Annotated in this window: 11 protein-coding genes and 1 pseudogene; 8 read left to right on the top strand and 4 right to left on the bottom strand. The window is 50.2% G+C overall.

Translation table 11 applies throughout. The annotated features are described in order from the left end of the window. The first annotated feature begins 304 nt into the window (after positions 1-304). The gene (locus ACX9GV_RS09365; protein WP_473197845.1) at positions 305-832 is read left to right on the top strand and encodes an NlpC/P60 family protein; all 528 of its coding nucleotides are present in this window, start codon (positions 305-307) and stop codon (positions 830-832) included. Positions 833-1,202: 370 nt separating this feature from the next. Here the strand turns inward: ACX9GV_RS09365 and prs are convergent, their stop codons facing one another. From prs to lolB, 3 genes are all read right to left on the bottom strand, one after another. Beyond that, positions 1,203-2,150 (bottom strand): ribose-phosphate diphosphokinase, encoded by a 948-nt coding sequence (prs, locus tag ACX9GV_RS09360; protein ID WP_023492091.1) that lies wholly within the window; start codon positions 2,148-2,150, stop codon positions 1,203-1,205. A 403-nt stretch (positions 2,151-2,553) separates the two neighbouring features. Then, a complete protein-coding gene (ispE, locus tag ACX9GV_RS09355) occupies positions 2,554-3,411 on the bottom strand; it encodes a 4-(cytidine 5'-diphospho)-2-C-methyl-D-erythritol kinase (protein WP_473197844.1) in 858 nt (285 codons plus the stop codon). After that, on the bottom strand, positions 3,408-4,028 hold the full coding sequence (lolB, locus tag ACX9GV_RS09350; protein ID WP_473197843.1) for a lipoprotein insertase outer membrane protein LolB: 621 nt from the start codon (positions 4,026-4,028) through the stop codon (positions 3,408-3,410). Before lolB ends, ispE begins: the two co-directional genes overlap by 4 nt. Before the next feature lie 289 nt (positions 4,029-4,317). Between lolB and hemA the strand changes: the two genes are divergently transcribed. From hemA to kdsA, 6 genes and pseudogenes are all read left to right on the top strand, one after another. Continuing rightward, positions 4,318-5,574 carry a glutamyl-tRNA reductase gene (gene hemA / locus ACX9GV_RS09345; protein ID WP_473197842.1) on the top strand — a complete coding sequence of 419 codons (1,257 nt, stop codon included), beginning with the start codon at positions 4,318-4,320 and terminating at the stop codon, positions 5,572-5,574. Between the two features lie 39 nt (positions 5,575-5,613). Then, positions 5,614-6,699, top strand: a complete 1,086-nt coding sequence (prfA, locus tag ACX9GV_RS09340) for a peptide chain release factor 1 (protein ID WP_023492096.1) — start codon at positions 5,614-5,616, stop codon at positions 6,697-6,699. Then, complete coding sequence (gene prmC / locus ACX9GV_RS09335; RefSeq protein ID WP_473197841.1) at positions 6,699-7,583, top strand: peptide chain release factor N(5)-glutamine methyltransferase; 885 nt, start codon at positions 6,699-6,701, stop codon at positions 7,581-7,583. Before prfA ends, prmC begins: the two co-directional genes overlap by 1 nt. A 16-nt stretch (positions 7,584-7,599) precedes the next feature. Beyond that, positions 7,600-7,976: pseudogene (locus ACX9GV_RS09330) on the top strand (SirB2 family protein). Continuing rightward, entirely contained in the window at positions 7,973-8,782 is an 810-nt protein-coding gene (sirB1, locus tag ACX9GV_RS09325; protein WP_023492099.1) for an invasion regulator SirB1, read from the top strand. Before ACX9GV_RS09330 ends, sirB1 begins: the two are co-directional and overlap by 4 nt. Before the next feature lie 34 nt (positions 8,783-8,816). Further along, positions 8,817-9,671, top strand: a complete 855-nt coding sequence (gene kdsA, locus ACX9GV_RS09320) for a 3-deoxy-8-phosphooctulonate synthase (RefSeq protein ID WP_473197840.1) — start codon at positions 8,817-8,819, stop codon at positions 9,669-9,671. Positions 9,672-9,908: 237 nt separating this feature from the next. On the opposite strand, the gene dauA is transcribed toward kdsA, so the two are convergent. Continuing rightward, positions 9,909-11,600, bottom strand: coding sequence for a C4-dicarboxylic acid transporter DauA (dauA, locus tag ACX9GV_RS09315; protein WP_023492101.1), 1,692 nt, complete (start codon positions 11,598-11,600; stop codon positions 9,909-9,911). 1,172 nt (positions 11,601-12,772) lie between these two features. Between dauA and katG the strand changes: the two genes are divergently transcribed. Next, a complete protein-coding gene (gene katG, locus ACX9GV_RS09310) occupies positions 12,773-14,959 on the top strand; it encodes a catalase/peroxidase HPI (protein ID WP_473197839.1) in 2,187 nt (728 codons plus the stop codon). Positions 14,960-14,965: the final 6 nt, after the last annotated feature.

The raw sequence follows: 14,965 nt of genomic DNA, 5'->3' as shown, positions 1-14,965 counted from the left end.
TACACTAATAAAATAGTGGGTACCTAGACGCCATAATAGGTCAATAAAGAATCAATCCTAGGTGTGTTTCTGAGCAGAAACCGTGTATAGTGCCGCCTCTTTCAAAGCTCTGGAAGGTGTTTTAAACAAGGATGTACTCTTAATAACTTTAGTTTGAGGACAAAAACGCTACGCGTTTTTGAACAGCATTGATGCTGGTGCCCCTAAGGGCCGAGGCCCCGGATGGGCCGAGTAACAAAGCCAATATGCATGTAACTTGAAGTATGACGAGTATGGTTATTCAATTTTCATTATCGATTTCATCATGCTAAAAATTTTCACTCCATTAATTTTTGTTTTAACCTCGTTGTCTGCAACTTCTGTCACTGCAAGTACCAGCACTAAGCAGGATTTTTTTAATTTACCGCTTCTCGGCGAAAATGCTCCTGGTAAATCAGAGCACCGCGACGACATGCAAAGACTTAAAAAAATCCTGAACCATTATGATGAATGGGAAGGTGTTCGTTATAAACTTGGCGGCAACTCGCGCAAAGGGATTGATTGCTCTGCTTATATGCAGCGCATTTTTGAAGACGAATTTTCCTATAGTTTGCCAAGAACCACCCACGAGCAGATCAAATTGGGTTCGCGCATCGCCAAGAACGAGCTTAACACTGGCGATCTGGTATTTTTCAAAATTTCGTCGCAGAAACACCACGTTGGCGTTTACATTGGAAATGGCAAGTTTGTCCATGCCTCTAGCAAAGTGGGGATCACGGTTTCAGAACTGAACAATCAATACTGGAAGACAAAGTATGATCAGGCACGGCGTATAAATCACGCTGAAGCTTAAGCTGGTGAAGCCGCCAGCACGTGCTGGCGGCCAATAAAACCTAATGACGCCTTTTTGCGATTGCGGTGCCTATCAGGGGGCAGTTTGAAGATTGGAAATCTTTTTACTAATAGCTCAACTCAGGATGCCGCTGAACTCCACCGATTAAATCGAACCTTCCTTAAGCCTGAAAGTTTGTGCCATTTAAAGTAGTGGTTATGACTTTACTTTCAGTGGCGGCGAAGGGACACGCAACGCGAGTTCGCCGTTCAGTTACATAAAAAAACCCGTTGGCGCATTCGCAACAACGGGTTTTCTGTTTTCACTCATACACGCTGAGTGACTTAGCCTAAAACCCGTGGTGCACTTGAATGACCACGGGTATTGACTATTAATGCTCAAACATGGCAGAGATTGACTCTTCATTGCTGATACGGCGGATAGCTTCAGCCAACATGCCAGACAGTGTCAGAGTACGCACGTTTTTCAGTGCCTTGATTTCTGGTGACAACGGAATGGTGTCACAGATAATCACTTCATCAATCACCGAGTTCTTGATGTTATGCACGGCATTACCGGAGAAGATAGGGTGCGTGGCATAGGCAAATACCCGCTTGGCACCGCGCTCTTTCAACGCTTCTGCCGCTTTACACAAAGTACCACCGGTATCGATCATGTCATCAACCAGCACACAGTCACGGCCTGCGACATCACCGATAATATGCATCACCTGAGAAACGTTGGCGCGAGGACGACGTTTGTCAATGATAGCCATGTCGGTGTCGTTGAGCAGCTTGGCAATGGCACGGGCACGTACTACACCACCAATATCTGGGGAAACCACAATCGGGTTGACCAGATTCTGTTGCAACATGTCTTCCAGTAGGATCGGGCTACCAAACACGTTATCTACCGGTACATCGAAAAAGCCTTGGATCTGTTCAGCATGCAGATCAACTGTCAATACCCGATCAACCCCAACGCTAGAGAGGAAGTCGGCAACAACTTTGGCAGTGATTGGCACACGGGCGGAACGCACACGGCGGTCCTGACGGGCATAACCGAAGTAAGGGATAACGGCAGTAATGCGGCCTGCGGAGGCGCGACGCAGGGCATCCACCATCACAACCAGCTCCATCAGGTTGTCATTGGTAGGTGCACAGGTGGACTGGATGATGAAAATATCACCGCCGCGTACGTTTTCATTGATTTGCACGCTCACTTCGCCGTCGCTAAAACGACCTACAGCGGCGTCACCAAGGCTGGTGTACAAACGGTTGGCAATACGTTGTGCTAGTTCCGGTGTGGCGTTACCAGCAAAAAGCTTCATATCAGGCACGAGAAGAACCTCAGGCTTGCGTCCAGAAGAAGATATTGTTATCAGATTTCACCCAGAGGCAGGTGGCATCACAACAATATATATACGGGCATAGATTCGTCATACTTCAAACTGCTTGGGTGTTGGCTGCGTCTGTTCGCACCAGTCACATAGTGAGCTATGCTCCTGGCGACTCTCTGACTTGCCCCCTGCAAGCAATCCGAATTATTTAGAGTCTAAAACCCAATAAAACCGCAGGTAGCGCAGGGATGACAGCAACAGATAGCACGGGTTACTTTCCCAGTTACCGTGGCGGCAGAGACTGAGCGAGTAACTTACCTGAGTAAGTCTTTCGGCACAGTGACCACTGGCAGTAACAGTAATATCTGTCTCTGTACAACGAAACGTTGAGCTACGGCGCAAACTACTGCCCAGCACGGATGCGATGGAGTGGCGAGACGTTAACGCCTCGCGCTACAAACCCACGCAACCAAGATGGGGCTTTATTTAACACCTGAAGAGCGGCGGTTTCTGTGTCGAATTCAGCAAACACACAAGCACCTGTGCCAGTCAGGCGTGACGGCGCGTATTGTAACAGCCATGAAAGAAGCTGTTCAACCTCGCGAAAACGTTTTCTTGCGATTAATTCGCAGTCATTGCTGTAAGGTGCCTGCAATAGGGCACTTAACGGCCGAACCGGGGTGTCTCTTTTTAGTTCTGCATCGGCAAAAATCACTGGCGTAGGAATATGAATGCCCGGATGAGCCACTAAATACCATTTTTCTGCCGGACTTGCCGGTTGTAACTGTTCGCCAATGCCTTCAGCAAAAGCCGCATGACCATGGACGAAAACCGGGACATCAGCACCCAGTGTCAACCCAAGGGTGGCCAGTTGCTCATCGCTCAGGCCACATTGCCAAAGTTGGTTAAGTGCCACCAGTACTGTGGCGGCATTGGACGAGCCACCCCCCAGGCCGCCCCCCATCGGTAAACGTTTCTCAATGCTGATATCTGCCCCCAGGGGGGTATTGGCAATAGCGTGGTTAACACAATATTGCTGTAACAAACTGGCGGCACGGATAATCAGATTCTGATCATCAGGCACCCCGGCGATAGGGGTCAATAATTGAATGTGATCATCCTGGCGTGGGGTGATGGTTAGCGTATCGCCATAATCCAGAAACTGAAACAGGGTCTGTAATAGGTGGTAACCATCCGCACGGCGGCCAGTGATATAAAGAAACAGGTTAAGTTTTGCCGGTGAGGGCCACTGGTGGATCATTTAAGTGTCCAGTTATCCATTTTCAATTTAATGCGCTGATCACCCTGTTGTAACTCAAGACGGCTAGGCAACGGGATTTTCAAATCAGTGTTGTACTCTTGATAGGTCACGGTCCAGGTCAGTTCACCTTGCTGAGAGGTCAATTTTTTCAGGCGATATTGTGAGTCGAGTTGGAAATCGGTGGCTTCACCGGGTAAACCGAGCATCCATTGGCGCAGATTATCCAGAGGGATCTCCATCCCACTCAGTTTGCGGATCATCTCTTGCGGGTTATCACTGACATAGCGTCGGCCCTGATTATCCATCACTTGTACCATGCCGCTTTGTACATTTAACTCCAGCTCAGTGCTGCCAAGCGGGTTGGTGAGCAACAGGCGGTAACGCTCCGGCGAGTATTGTTGCCAGAAGAAGCGGGCATACACTTTTTTCTGTTCAGAAAGAAAAGCGAAAGCGCCACGAGTCTGGTACTGATTGAGTTGCTGTACGGCTTGCTCATGAGCACGCCACTGGGGGGAGTTTGCACTGGTTGATGGGCCACCACCAGGGAGGGTACAGGCCGTCAAAAGCAGGCTGGCTAACGGTAGCAGGCGAAGCAGATTAACTTTACGGGTAAACATCACTTTGGGTGTCCTTCGGCCTTAGCGGGCATGGATGGGGAAATATCTCTACCCAGTTTATTCAAGTTGCAGGGCTAAATACAATGCGTCTTTTGGCTACCGTGGAATATACCCAATTACCACCTATTTACCACCTATGTGCTCGCTGCACGATTGAACATGGTGATAGCAAGGATAACTCAGTAGCAACGATTGGCCTGAACATGCGCTTGTTACTTTTATTGATGCGGTGCATCAAGTAGAATGCCAACCAACGAAAGTCTGCACTAGAGACCGATGACTCGACGCAATGACCCTGCTTGCTTTAGGTATTAATCACAAAACTGCTCCAGTTTCTCTACGAGAACGGCTGACCTTCTCCCCAGAGTCGATCGATGCAGCGCTCAATAGCTTGCTCCAGCAACCCATGGTGCAGGGCGGCGTGGTCTTGTCCACCTGTAACCGCACAGAACTCTACCTCAGTGTAGAACAGCAAGATCATCTACGTGAACAGTTGATTGACTGGTTATGTGATTATCACCATCTGCGTCCGGAAGAAATCAGCAAAAACCTCTATTGGCACTATGGCAATGATGCGGTTAGTCATTTGATGCGCGTAGCCAGTGGGCTGGATTCTCAGGTGCTGGGTGAGCCACAGATCCTGGGGCAAGTTAAAAAAGCTTTTGCCGAATCACAGCGTGGTCAATCGCTTTCCAGCGAATTGGAACGCCTATTCCAGAAATCTTTTGCGGTTGCCAAACGCGTGCGTACCGAAACGGAAATCGGTGCCAGTGCGGTTTCCATTGCTTTTGCTGCCTGTTCGTTAGCGCGCCAGATCTTCGAATCGCTGGAGCAGTTAAATGTGCTGTTGGTGGGGGCGGGTGAAACCATAGAACTGGTGGCTCGCCACTTGCGTGAACATAAAGTACAGCAGATGTTTATTGCTAACCGAACCCGTGAACGTGCTCAACTACTGGCCGATGAAGTGGGGGCGACCGTTATTTCCCTCGCCGATATTGACGCGCGTTTGGCGGAGGCTGACATTATTATCACTTCTACCGCTAGCCCGTTGCCGATTATCGGTAAAGGCATGGTAGAACGCGCATTAAAAGCACGCCGTAGCCAGCCGATGTTGCTGGTAGATATTGCGGTTCCCCGTGATATCGAGCCGGAAGTGGGTAAACTGGCGAACGCCTATCTTTACAGTGTGGATGATTTACAGGCGATTATCCAAAGTAACCTGGCGCAACGCCAAGAGGCAGCGGTGCAGGCGGAATCCATTGTGCTGCAGGAAAGTAGTCACTTTATGACCTGGCTACGGGCACAAGGGGCAATAGAAACCATCAGAGATTACCGTTCGCAGGCTGATCAGATCCGGGCGGAAATGGAATCCAAAGCCCTGGCTGCGATTGCTCAGGGCGCTGATGTGCAGCAAGTCATTCAAGAGTTGGCCTATAAATTGACTAATCGCCTTATTCATGCGCCGACAAAATCCCTCCAGCAGGCCGCCGGTGATGGCGATATGGAGCGGTTACAACTTTTACGCGACAGCCTCGGGCTGGATTAGCATGAGTTATCTTCTATATAACAGGGTTTAAAATCACGCATGAAACCTTCTATTGTTGCCAAACTGGAAGCGTTACAAGAGCGCCATGAAGAAGTTCAGGCGTTACTCGGCGATGCCGGGGTTATTGCCGATCAGGATCGGTTTCGCGGGTTATCGCGTGAATATGCACAGTTGACGGATGTCAGCAGCTGCTTTTTGCAATGGCGCCAGGTGCAGGAAGATTTGGCGACGGCAGAAATGATGCTGGATGATCCGGAAATGCGTGAAATGGCGCAGGATGAGTTGAAACAGGCGAAGGCCGCGTCAGAAGAGCTGGAGCAGCAGTTACAGGTCTTGTTGTTGCCCAAAGATCCTGATGATGAGCGCAGTTGCTTCCTGGAAGTTCGCGCCGGTACCGGTGGGGATGAAGCGGCTATTTTTGCCGGTGATTTGTTCCGCATGTATAGCCGCTATGCTGAAGCGCGCCGTTGGCGCGTTGAAGTGATGAGCGCCAACGATGGGGAGCACGGTGGTTACAAAGAGGTGATCGCCAAAGTCTCTGGTGAGGGTGTATACGGTCAGTTAAAGTTTGAGTCGGGTGGACATCGTGTACAGCGGGTGCCGGAAACCGAGTCCCAGGGGCGCATTCACACCTCGGCTTGTACGGTGGCGGTGATGCCGGAAGTTCCTGAGGCGGAATTGCCGGATATTAACCCGGCTGATTTGAAGATTGATACCTTTCGCTCCTCCGGTGCCGGTGGGCAACACGTAAACACCACCGATTCGGCTATCCGCATTACCCACTTGCCAACCGGCATCGTGGTGGAGTGCCAGGATGAACGTTCACAGCACAAAAACAAAGCCAAGGCGATGTCGGTACTGGGGGCGCGTATTCGTGCAGCAGAGATGGCCAAACGTCAACAAGCTGAAGCGTCTACCCGCCGTAACCTGCTGGGCAGCGGCGATCGTTCAGACCGCAACCGGACTTATAACTTCCCGCAGGGGCGCGTGACTGATCACCGCATCAACTTGACACTTTATCGCCTGGATGAAGTGATGGAAGGCAAATTGGATATGCTGATCCAGCCGATTGTGCAGGAATATCAGGCTGACCAACTGGCGGCGCTCTCTGCTGAGTCAGACTAATGGATTATCAATCCTGGCTGAAAACCGCGGTATCCCGTTTGAAACACGATACCCGCTTGTCACACGATACCCGCTTGACACACAATAACAGCGCCAAGCGGGATGCCGAGATCCTATTGGGGTTCGTTACCGGCCATGCCAGAACTTTCCTGTTGGCCTTTGGTGAGACGCTGCTGACTGAGCCGCAAATAGCGCAATTAGAGGGTTTACTGCTTCGCCGCGAGCGTGGTGAACCGGTGGCCTATCTAATTGGTGAACGCGAATTCTGGTCGTTGCCATTGTCAGTATCCCCGGCGACCCTGATCCCGCGTCCAGATACCGAATGTTTGGTTGAACAGGCATTGGCGCGCTTACCCACCGCGCCCTGTCGCATTTTGGATCTAGGCACCGGCAGCGGGGCCATTGCGTTGGCTCTCGCCAGTGAACGGCCCGATTGCCAGGTAACCGGTGTTGATCTGCAGCCGGAAGCCGTGACACTGTCACAACATAATGCACGAAAATTGGCCATCAGCAATGCACATTTCTTGCAAGGCAGCTGGTTTACGCCGGTTATTGGCCAGCAATTTACTCTGATTGTCAGTAACCCACCTTATATTGATAAAAATGATCCTCATCTGCTGCAAGGTGATGTGCGTTTTGAGCCTGATAGCGCGTTAGTGGCGGCAGAGAGTGGTTTGGCGGACTTGGCGGCTATCGTGCAGCAAGCTCCCGGCTTTTTACAGCCAGAAGGGTGGTTATTGCTAGAACATGGTTGGCAGCAAGGGGAGGCAGTACGCGCTTTATTGCAGCATGCTGGCTTTATTGCGGTTGATACTTACCGTGATTATGGCGGCAATGAGCGGGTGACACTGGGCCAGAAACCTCCTCAGCAATCAGGGATGTGATGATGGCCATCAAGGGCTGAAGCAGCCGCACATATTAGCGTTAGCGATCAGTATTAGCCAATTTGTGTTGTATTTTTTTGGCCGTGGCAGGGTGGTCAATAATACAGCGGCGCTGGGTGGAAATAGTGCCCTATATCAATGATACGCTGCTGTTTTTAAACATGTGACGTTATTGGTGCTTGGTGGAACTTATCCGCTACTGGGTGGCGATACATGGCTGACCGAAAAGTTATTTGGCGTTATTATTTATATCCTGCTGGGTCATGTTGCCTTGGGTAACAGAACACTAAGCAGGCGTTTGCGCATTTGGCGTTTGTGCTGGCACTGGGGTGCCTGTACCTGATCATTAAACTTGCCACAACGAAAATACCGTTTTTGATGGGATACCTATGAGTAGCATTACCGATTTTGAATTTAATACTTCACTCCTCAGTGAGGGAGTGATCTTGGTATCACAGGCCATAAGAGGTGATTTCCCAGTCAATCAGGTTAAACGCAAGTTGCAACAGTTGGTCACCGAAGCCCGGGCAAGCATCTCGGCAGATCTGACTCAAGAAGAACAACTGGATGCGCTGATCGCCTTATTTTTCAAAACCTGGGGGTTCGGGGGTTCCAGTGGCGTCTACCGTCTTTCTGATGCCATCTGGTTAGATAAAGTGCTCGACGCTCGCCAAGGGGCATCGGTGTCGCTAGGCACCATTTTTCTGCATATTGCCCATCAACTGGATTTGCCGTTGATGCCAGTGATTTTTCCAACCCAATTAATCCTGCGTGCTGACTGGTTAGATGAAGAGATGTGGCTAATCAACCCACTCAATGGCGAAACGCTCAATGAGCATCAGTTAGAGGTGTGGATTAAAGGCAACCTGGGGCTGGGGGCGGAATTGGAAGATGACGACCTGGATGAAGCCGAAAATGTTAATGTGGTGCGTAAAATGCTCGATACGCTGAAAGTCGCGTTAATGGAAGAGAAACAGATGGAAATGGCCTTGCGTGCCAGTGAAACGGTGTTGAGCTTCGACCCGGAGGACCCTTATGAAATCCGTGATCGTGGGTTGATTTATGCGCACTTGGAATGCAACCATGTGGCGGTTACTGATCTTAACTATTTTATCGAGCAGTGCCCGGAAGATCCGGTGAGTGAAGTGATTAAAATTCAAATCCATTCCATTGATTTAAAACAGGTTACGCTGCATTAAGTTATTTCAATTGATCATTAAAAAAGGCGCAAACATGAAACAAAAAGTGGTTAGCATTGGTGATATCAAGGTAGCGAACGATCTTCCGTTTGTGCTGTTTGGCGGTATGAATGTGCTGGAATCGCGTGATTTAGCCATGCGTATTTGCGAACACTATGTGAACGTAACCCAGAAGTTGGGTATTCCCTATGTTTTCAAAGCCTCTTTTGATAAAGCCAACCGTTCTTCTATCCACTCTTACCGTGGGCCGGGCCTGGAAGAAGGGATGAAGATTTTTCAGGAACTGAAAAATACCTTTGGCGTTAAGGTGATCACCGATGTGCATGAGGTTGCTCAGGCACAACCGGTGGCCGAAGTGGTGGATGTGATTCAGTTACCCGCCTTTTTGGCGCGCCAGACCGATCTGGTTGAAGCTATGGCTAAAACGGGTGCGGTGATCAACGTTAAGAAGCCACAGTTTGTTAGCCCCGGGCAGATGGGCAATATTGTCGAGAAGTTTAAAGAAGGTGGCAACGATCAGGTTATCTTGTGTGATCGTGGCAGCAACTTTGGCTATGACAATCTGGTGGTAGATATGTTGGGCATTAACGTGATGAAAAATGTCACTGGTGGTCATCCGGTGATTTTTGATGTCACCCACGCCCTGCAAACCCGCGATCCTTTTGGCAGCGCATCTGGTGGCCGCCGTGCACAGGTCAGCGAACTGGCCCGGGCGGGCATGGCGGTGGGGCTGGCTGGCTTGTTTATTGAAGCGCATCCCGATCCGAAGAATGCCCAGTGTGATGGCCCATCAGCATTGCCGTTAGATAAGCTGGAGCCTTTCTTGAAGCAGATGAAAGCGATTGATGATTTGGTGAAAAGCTTCCCGGAGCTGGATACCAGTAATTAAGCTGTTGGCGGTAAGCAACTGGCCTGGCGTAAGTAGCCGGGCCAGTGTAGTTATTGAAACAATGTAGTTATTGAGACAACGTAGCTATTGAGACAATCAATGCTGTTATTGAGACAATCAATGCTGTTATTGAGACAACGTAGCTATTGAGACAGTGTAGTTATGACCCGTCTAGTTATGGGCCAGTCTAGTTATGGGCCAGTGTTATTATGACCACTATAGTTATGACCCATGTTGTTATTGAGCGTCCAGCGCCTTTAGAGCATCAGGCAACGTAGGGTAGAAATATAATTTCCCGTCGATGGGTTGCATTCGGGCTCGGGCCAGGGTTTTCAACGGCTGGAAAGGCATATCGGTGATCACCAACTCCTTACCTGGCGGTAAGGCATCAATATAGCGCTGCAGTGCATTTAACCCCCCGGCGTCCAGCACTGGCACGGCATCCCATTGCAAGATAATGGTGCGATAGCCTTCACCACGTAACGTCAGTTCGTTGAAAATACGTTCAGCAGCGGCGAAAAACAGTGGGCCATTAACGCGCATTATCAGGCGGTCATCTGCCGCACTCAGCTCACTTAACTTGGTCATCCGGGCGATACGCCGCATAAAGAGCAGTGAAGCCAGTACAATACCTACGGTAATGGCGATCACCATATCAAATAACACCGTGAGCGACAGGCAGAGTAGCATGACGAGAATGTCATCCTTGGGCGCGCGCCGCAGTAAATAAACCACTTTATGCGCTTCACTCATATTCCAGGCCACCAATAACAACAGGGATGCCATCGCCGCCAGCGGCAAATAGGAGAGCCAGGGAGCCAGTAGCAGTAACGCCAGCAGCACCATCAGTGAGTGAATAATTGCGGATATCGGTGATGTTGCCCCGGCACGCACATTGGCTGCTGACCGCGCAATGGCAGCGGTGGCGGTGATCCCACCAAAGAATGGGGCGATAATATTACCCATGCCCTGACCGATCAATTCACCATTGGAATGGTGTTTTTTGCCGGTCATCCCATCGAGTACCACAGCGCATAACAGCGATTCAATAGCACCGAGCATCGCCATGGAAAATGCAGCAGGCAGCAAAGCTGAAAACAGATGCCAACTTAACGCGGTGGTTTTGCCATTGGCAGCGGGTAATTCCCACGGTAATACCCATTGTGGCAGGATAGGGGGGATCCCCTGGCCTTGGCTGCCATCAGCAAGTTGGAAACTGAAACGGGAGCCGATGGTGGCGACCTGGAAGTCAAAATACGCCAGAATGGCCATTACCATCGTTCCAGCCAGTAAAGCGGGCAAGTGGCCAGGAATACGCCAGCCAAGTTTTGGCCATATCAGCAATACCAGTAAAGTGACTACACCTATCAAGGTATCAGCAAAATTCAGGGTAGGTAGCGCGTGCAGCAGGGCATAGACCTTGCCGATATAGTTTTCTGGCATTTCGCTTAACTGCAGACCAAAAAAATCTTTCACCTGCATAGTGGCGATGGTAATGGCGATGCCAGAGGTAAAACCGAGGGTCACAGAGAGCGGGATGTATTCAATTAAACGCCCGAAGCGAGCCAGCCCCATAATCAGCAGGAATATGCCTGAAAGCAGGGTGGCAATCAATAAGCCAGAAAGCCCAAATTGCTGTGAAACTGGGAACAGGATCACCACAAATGCCGCTGTCGGGCCAGAAACGCTGTAGCGTGAACCGCCGCTGACCGCGATAACTATACCGGCAATGGCGGCAGTATAGAGCCCATATTGTGGGGGGACACCACTGGCAATGGCCAGCGCCATTGCCAACGGGATGGCAATAATGCCAACTGTCACGCCGGCGATGGCGTCTTTTAATAAACGTTGCAGGGAATAAGGTTCTCGCCAACAGGCGTCGATTAATGCACTGAAGGGACGTATTTGGTTAATTCTTTGGGTTTTCATCGGGCTAGTAAACCAAATCTCGAAAAGAGAACAAATGGCGGGGCATATGGCTGGGCATAGTGTATCCCGTCTCGAATTGTTGCCAGCTACCATACACCTTTATGTAAAAAAGTGTATGTCTTGCATCAAGAGAGTGTGGAGTATTTGCAGCCAGAATATGAATAGGGTTTTAAAGATAACAAAAAAGCCTGAATTCGCATTCAGGCTTTTTTGTTTAATTTGGCGGTGAGATAGGGCTTCATTCTCTGCGCTTACCCTGCGGGCGGCTGTGACCGTTTAAATGGCAGGCTAGTTAGGTCGTAGCAGTTGTGGCTTTATCTAAAGCTGCCCTCTAGTGTGGCGGATACCAAACCGACTATTGCTCACCGAGTAATCTGTTTTGTCTATTAATTCGATAGTAATTGTTAAATTACAAATAAGTGTAATGCCACGTAGAATGCTCTTGTTTCAGACAAATAGCCTATATCACCCAACTCGATAGCGGCTTTTTAGCTTTTAAGCGAATGGTGTCCGTTTCTGAGCACGTTTCTGAGCAATGAAGGGCCAATAGTCGTTTTCTTTTACTTTTTCACAACATACAAATAGGTTGCTGACGCACACGACACTGCGGACATAGGCAAAGCTACATGACTCGAAACAAAGACATTTATACACTAAATAATTCGAGTTGCAGGAAGGCGGCAACGCAGAGAATCCCCAGGAGCTTACACTGGTAAGTGACTGGGGTGAGCGAGGAAAGCCAACACACATGCAACTTTAAGTATGACGAGTATATAAGCATGTCAGGGGATAGAGCAGAGTGCTGGGGGCAGCAATTTGTGCGACTTAAAATCAAAACGCTATTTACCTTGTCAAAAAGTTGAACCCCGCATACAGGGACCTAGCATCAAGCCACCCGTGCCATAAACATTGTACGTAAGCATTGCTTTTAATGCAGCAGCATCTCAGTAAGCAAGCCACACTGATGCTACTGCACAATGTGATAAACCAAGGGCGGCGCTTCACGAGAAGAAGAACTAAACTTGTGGGATGTAAGAGCCGAAATCTCGACGGATAGTTTGCTTATTTTGCTTTTTCATCACTGTTTGCAATAAATAATGCCTGTTAGCTCACTGAAAATACTATCGCAGCAAAACATCTCAATGCTGTTATAAAAATGAAAAGGATCACAAATGGAAAAAATATCTAGCGGGGTCGGTCAATGTCCCTTTACAACTGGCGCCAATACTTCCGCCAGCCAAGAGCATCAAGTCTGGTGGCCCAACGCCCTCAATCTTGACATCCTCCACCAACATGACAGCAAGACCAATCCCATGGATGAGTCTTTCGATTATGCTGAAGCCTTCAACAGTCTTGACTACAGTGCTCTCAAAGCCGACCTCCATGCTCTGATGACCGACAGCCAACCTTGGTGGCCAGCAGACTGGGGTCACTATGGTGGTCTGATGATCCGCATGGCATGGCACTCTGCGGGCACTTACCGTGCTACTGACGGCCGCGGTGGAGCTAACACTGGCAACCAGCGTTTCGCTCCCCTCAATAGTTGGCCTGATAACGGTAACCTGGACAAGGCTCGCCGCTTACTGTGGCCCATCAAACAGAAATACGGCAACAAGATCTCCTGGGCTGACCTGATGATTCTGGCAGGTAACGTAGCCTACGAGTCTATGGGGCTTAAAACTTTCGGCTTTGCTGGTGGCCGTGAGGATATCTGGCATCCTGAGAAGGATATTTACTGGGGAGCAGAAAAAGAGTGGTTAGCACCGAGCGGTAGCGAAGGTAGCCGTTATAGCGGTGAAAGAGACCTTGAGAATCCGCTGGCGGCGGTGATGATGGGTCTCATCTATGTGAACCCTGAAGGCGTCGATGGCACCCCAGACCCTATCAAAACTGCGCACGACATGCGTGTTACTTTTGCCCGCATGGGTATGAACGATGAAGAGACCGTCGCCCTGACCGCCGGTGGACACACTGTCGGTAAAGCCCATGGTAACGGCAGTGCCGCTCGTCTTGGACCAGCCCCCGAGGGGGCCGATGTACACGAGCAAGGGCTTGGCTGGATAAACAATGAAACCCGCGGTATCGGTCGCGATACGGTGACGAGTGGTATCGAGGGAGCGTGGACCAGCCACCCAACCAGTTGGGATAATGGTTACTTCAAGATGTTACTTGGCCATGATTGGTGGCTCAAGAAGAGTCCGGCCGGTGCTTGGCAATGGGAGCCGGTTACGATCAAAGAAGAGGATCGCCCGGTGGATGTGGAGGACCCATCCATCCGCTGCAACCCTATCATGACCGACGCAGACATGGCCTTACGCTTTGACCCCATATACCGGGAAATCTCAGAGCGTTTCGCCGCCGATCAGGCGCTCTTTTCTGATGCTTTTGCCCGCGCCTGGTTCAAACTGACTCACAGGGACATGGGGCCACGCAGCCGCTATCTCGGCCCAGAAGTGCCGAGTGAAGTACTGGTATGGCAAGATCCGGTTCCAACTGTAAATTATCAACTCTCCTCCGAGGAGATCGAGGAGCTCAAAGGTAAGCTGCTGGCTTGCGGTATCGCTCCTGCTGATCTGATCGCAACAGCATGGGACAGCGCCCGTACCTTCCGAGCCTCCGATTTCCGCGGTGGGGCCAATGGTGCGCGTATTCGTCTCGCACCGATGAAGAATTGGGAAGGGAACGAACCGGCCCGTCTTGAAAAAGTGCTCAATGCCTTGAACGCTTTGCAGTCCACACTGGCCAAGCCTATCAGCTTGGCTGACCTGATAGTCCTTGGTGGTAGTGCAGCAGTGGAACAGGCAGCTCGGCTAGCTGGTGTCGAGATCGTCGTTCCCTTTTCACCAGGGCGAGGCGATGCAAGCGCCGAGCAGACAGACTCCGAGTCGATTGCCTTCCTTGAACCATTGCACGATGGTTTTCGCAATTGGCAGAAAGATCACTACAAAGTACAACCGGAAGAAATGCTGCTCGATCGGGCCCAGTTGTTAGGGCTCACAGCACGTGAAATGACCGTCCTCGTCGGCGGCATACGGGTCCTTGGCGCCAACCATGGGGGCTCCTCACACGGTGTCTTCACCGACAAGGTCGGGGTACTGAGTAACGACTTCTTTATCAACCTGACCGATATGAATTACAGCTGGAAACCGATCGGTCGCAATGCTTACCAGATCGTGGATCGTCAGAGTGGAGCTATAAAGTGGACTGCAACCCGTGTCGATCTGGTGTTTGGTTCAAACTCGGTGTTGCGCGCTTACGCCGAGGTCTATGCTCAACAAGATGGCAAAGAGAAATTTATCCGTGACTTCGTTAAAGCTTGGAACAAAGTGATGAACAATGATCGCTTTGACCTGAAATAGATAAGT

It is taken from the genome of Serratia sp. 25CWL12, assembly GCF_055790885.1.
Note: the sequence above shows the minus strand (reverse complement) of the source record. Positions and strands in the feature narration are given on the sequence as shown.

Bases quoted from the DNA above. Each gene is read 5' to 3' on its own strand.
- ACX9GV_RS09365 (WP_473197845.1), top strand. From the start codon at position 305: ATGCTAAAAATTTTCACTCCATTAATTTTTGTTTTAACCTCGTTGTCT.
- ispE (WP_473197844.1), bottom strand. From the start codon at position 3,411: ATGATCCACCAGTGGCCCTCACCGGCAAAACTTAACCTGTTTCTTTAT.
- lolB (WP_473197843.1), bottom strand. From the start codon at position 4,028: ATGTTTACCCGTAAAGTTAATCTGCTTCGCCTGCTACCGTTAGCCAGC.
- hemA (WP_473197842.1), top strand. From the start codon at position 4,318: ATGACCCTGCTTGCTTTAGGTATTAATCACAAAACTGCTCCAGTTTCT.
- prfA (WP_023492096.1), top strand. From the start codon at position 5,614: ATGAAACCTTCTATTGTTGCCAAACTGGAAGCGTTACAAGAGCGCCAT.
- prmC (WP_473197841.1), top strand. From the start codon at position 6,699: ATGGATTATCAATCCTGGCTGAAAACCGCGGTATCCCGTTTGAAACAC.
- sirB1 (WP_023492099.1), top strand. From the start codon at position 7,973: ATGAGTAGCATTACCGATTTTGAATTTAATACTTCACTCCTCAGTGAG.
- kdsA (WP_473197840.1), top strand. From the start codon at position 8,817: ATGAAACAAAAAGTGGTTAGCATTGGTGATATCAAGGTAGCGAACGAT.
- dauA (WP_023492101.1), bottom strand. From the start codon at position 11,600: ATGAAAACCCAAAGAATTAACCAAATACGTCCCTTCAGTGCATTAATC.
- katG (WP_473197839.1), top strand. From the start codon at position 12,773: ATGGAAAAAATATCTAGCGGGGTCGGTCAATGTCCCTTTACAACTGGC.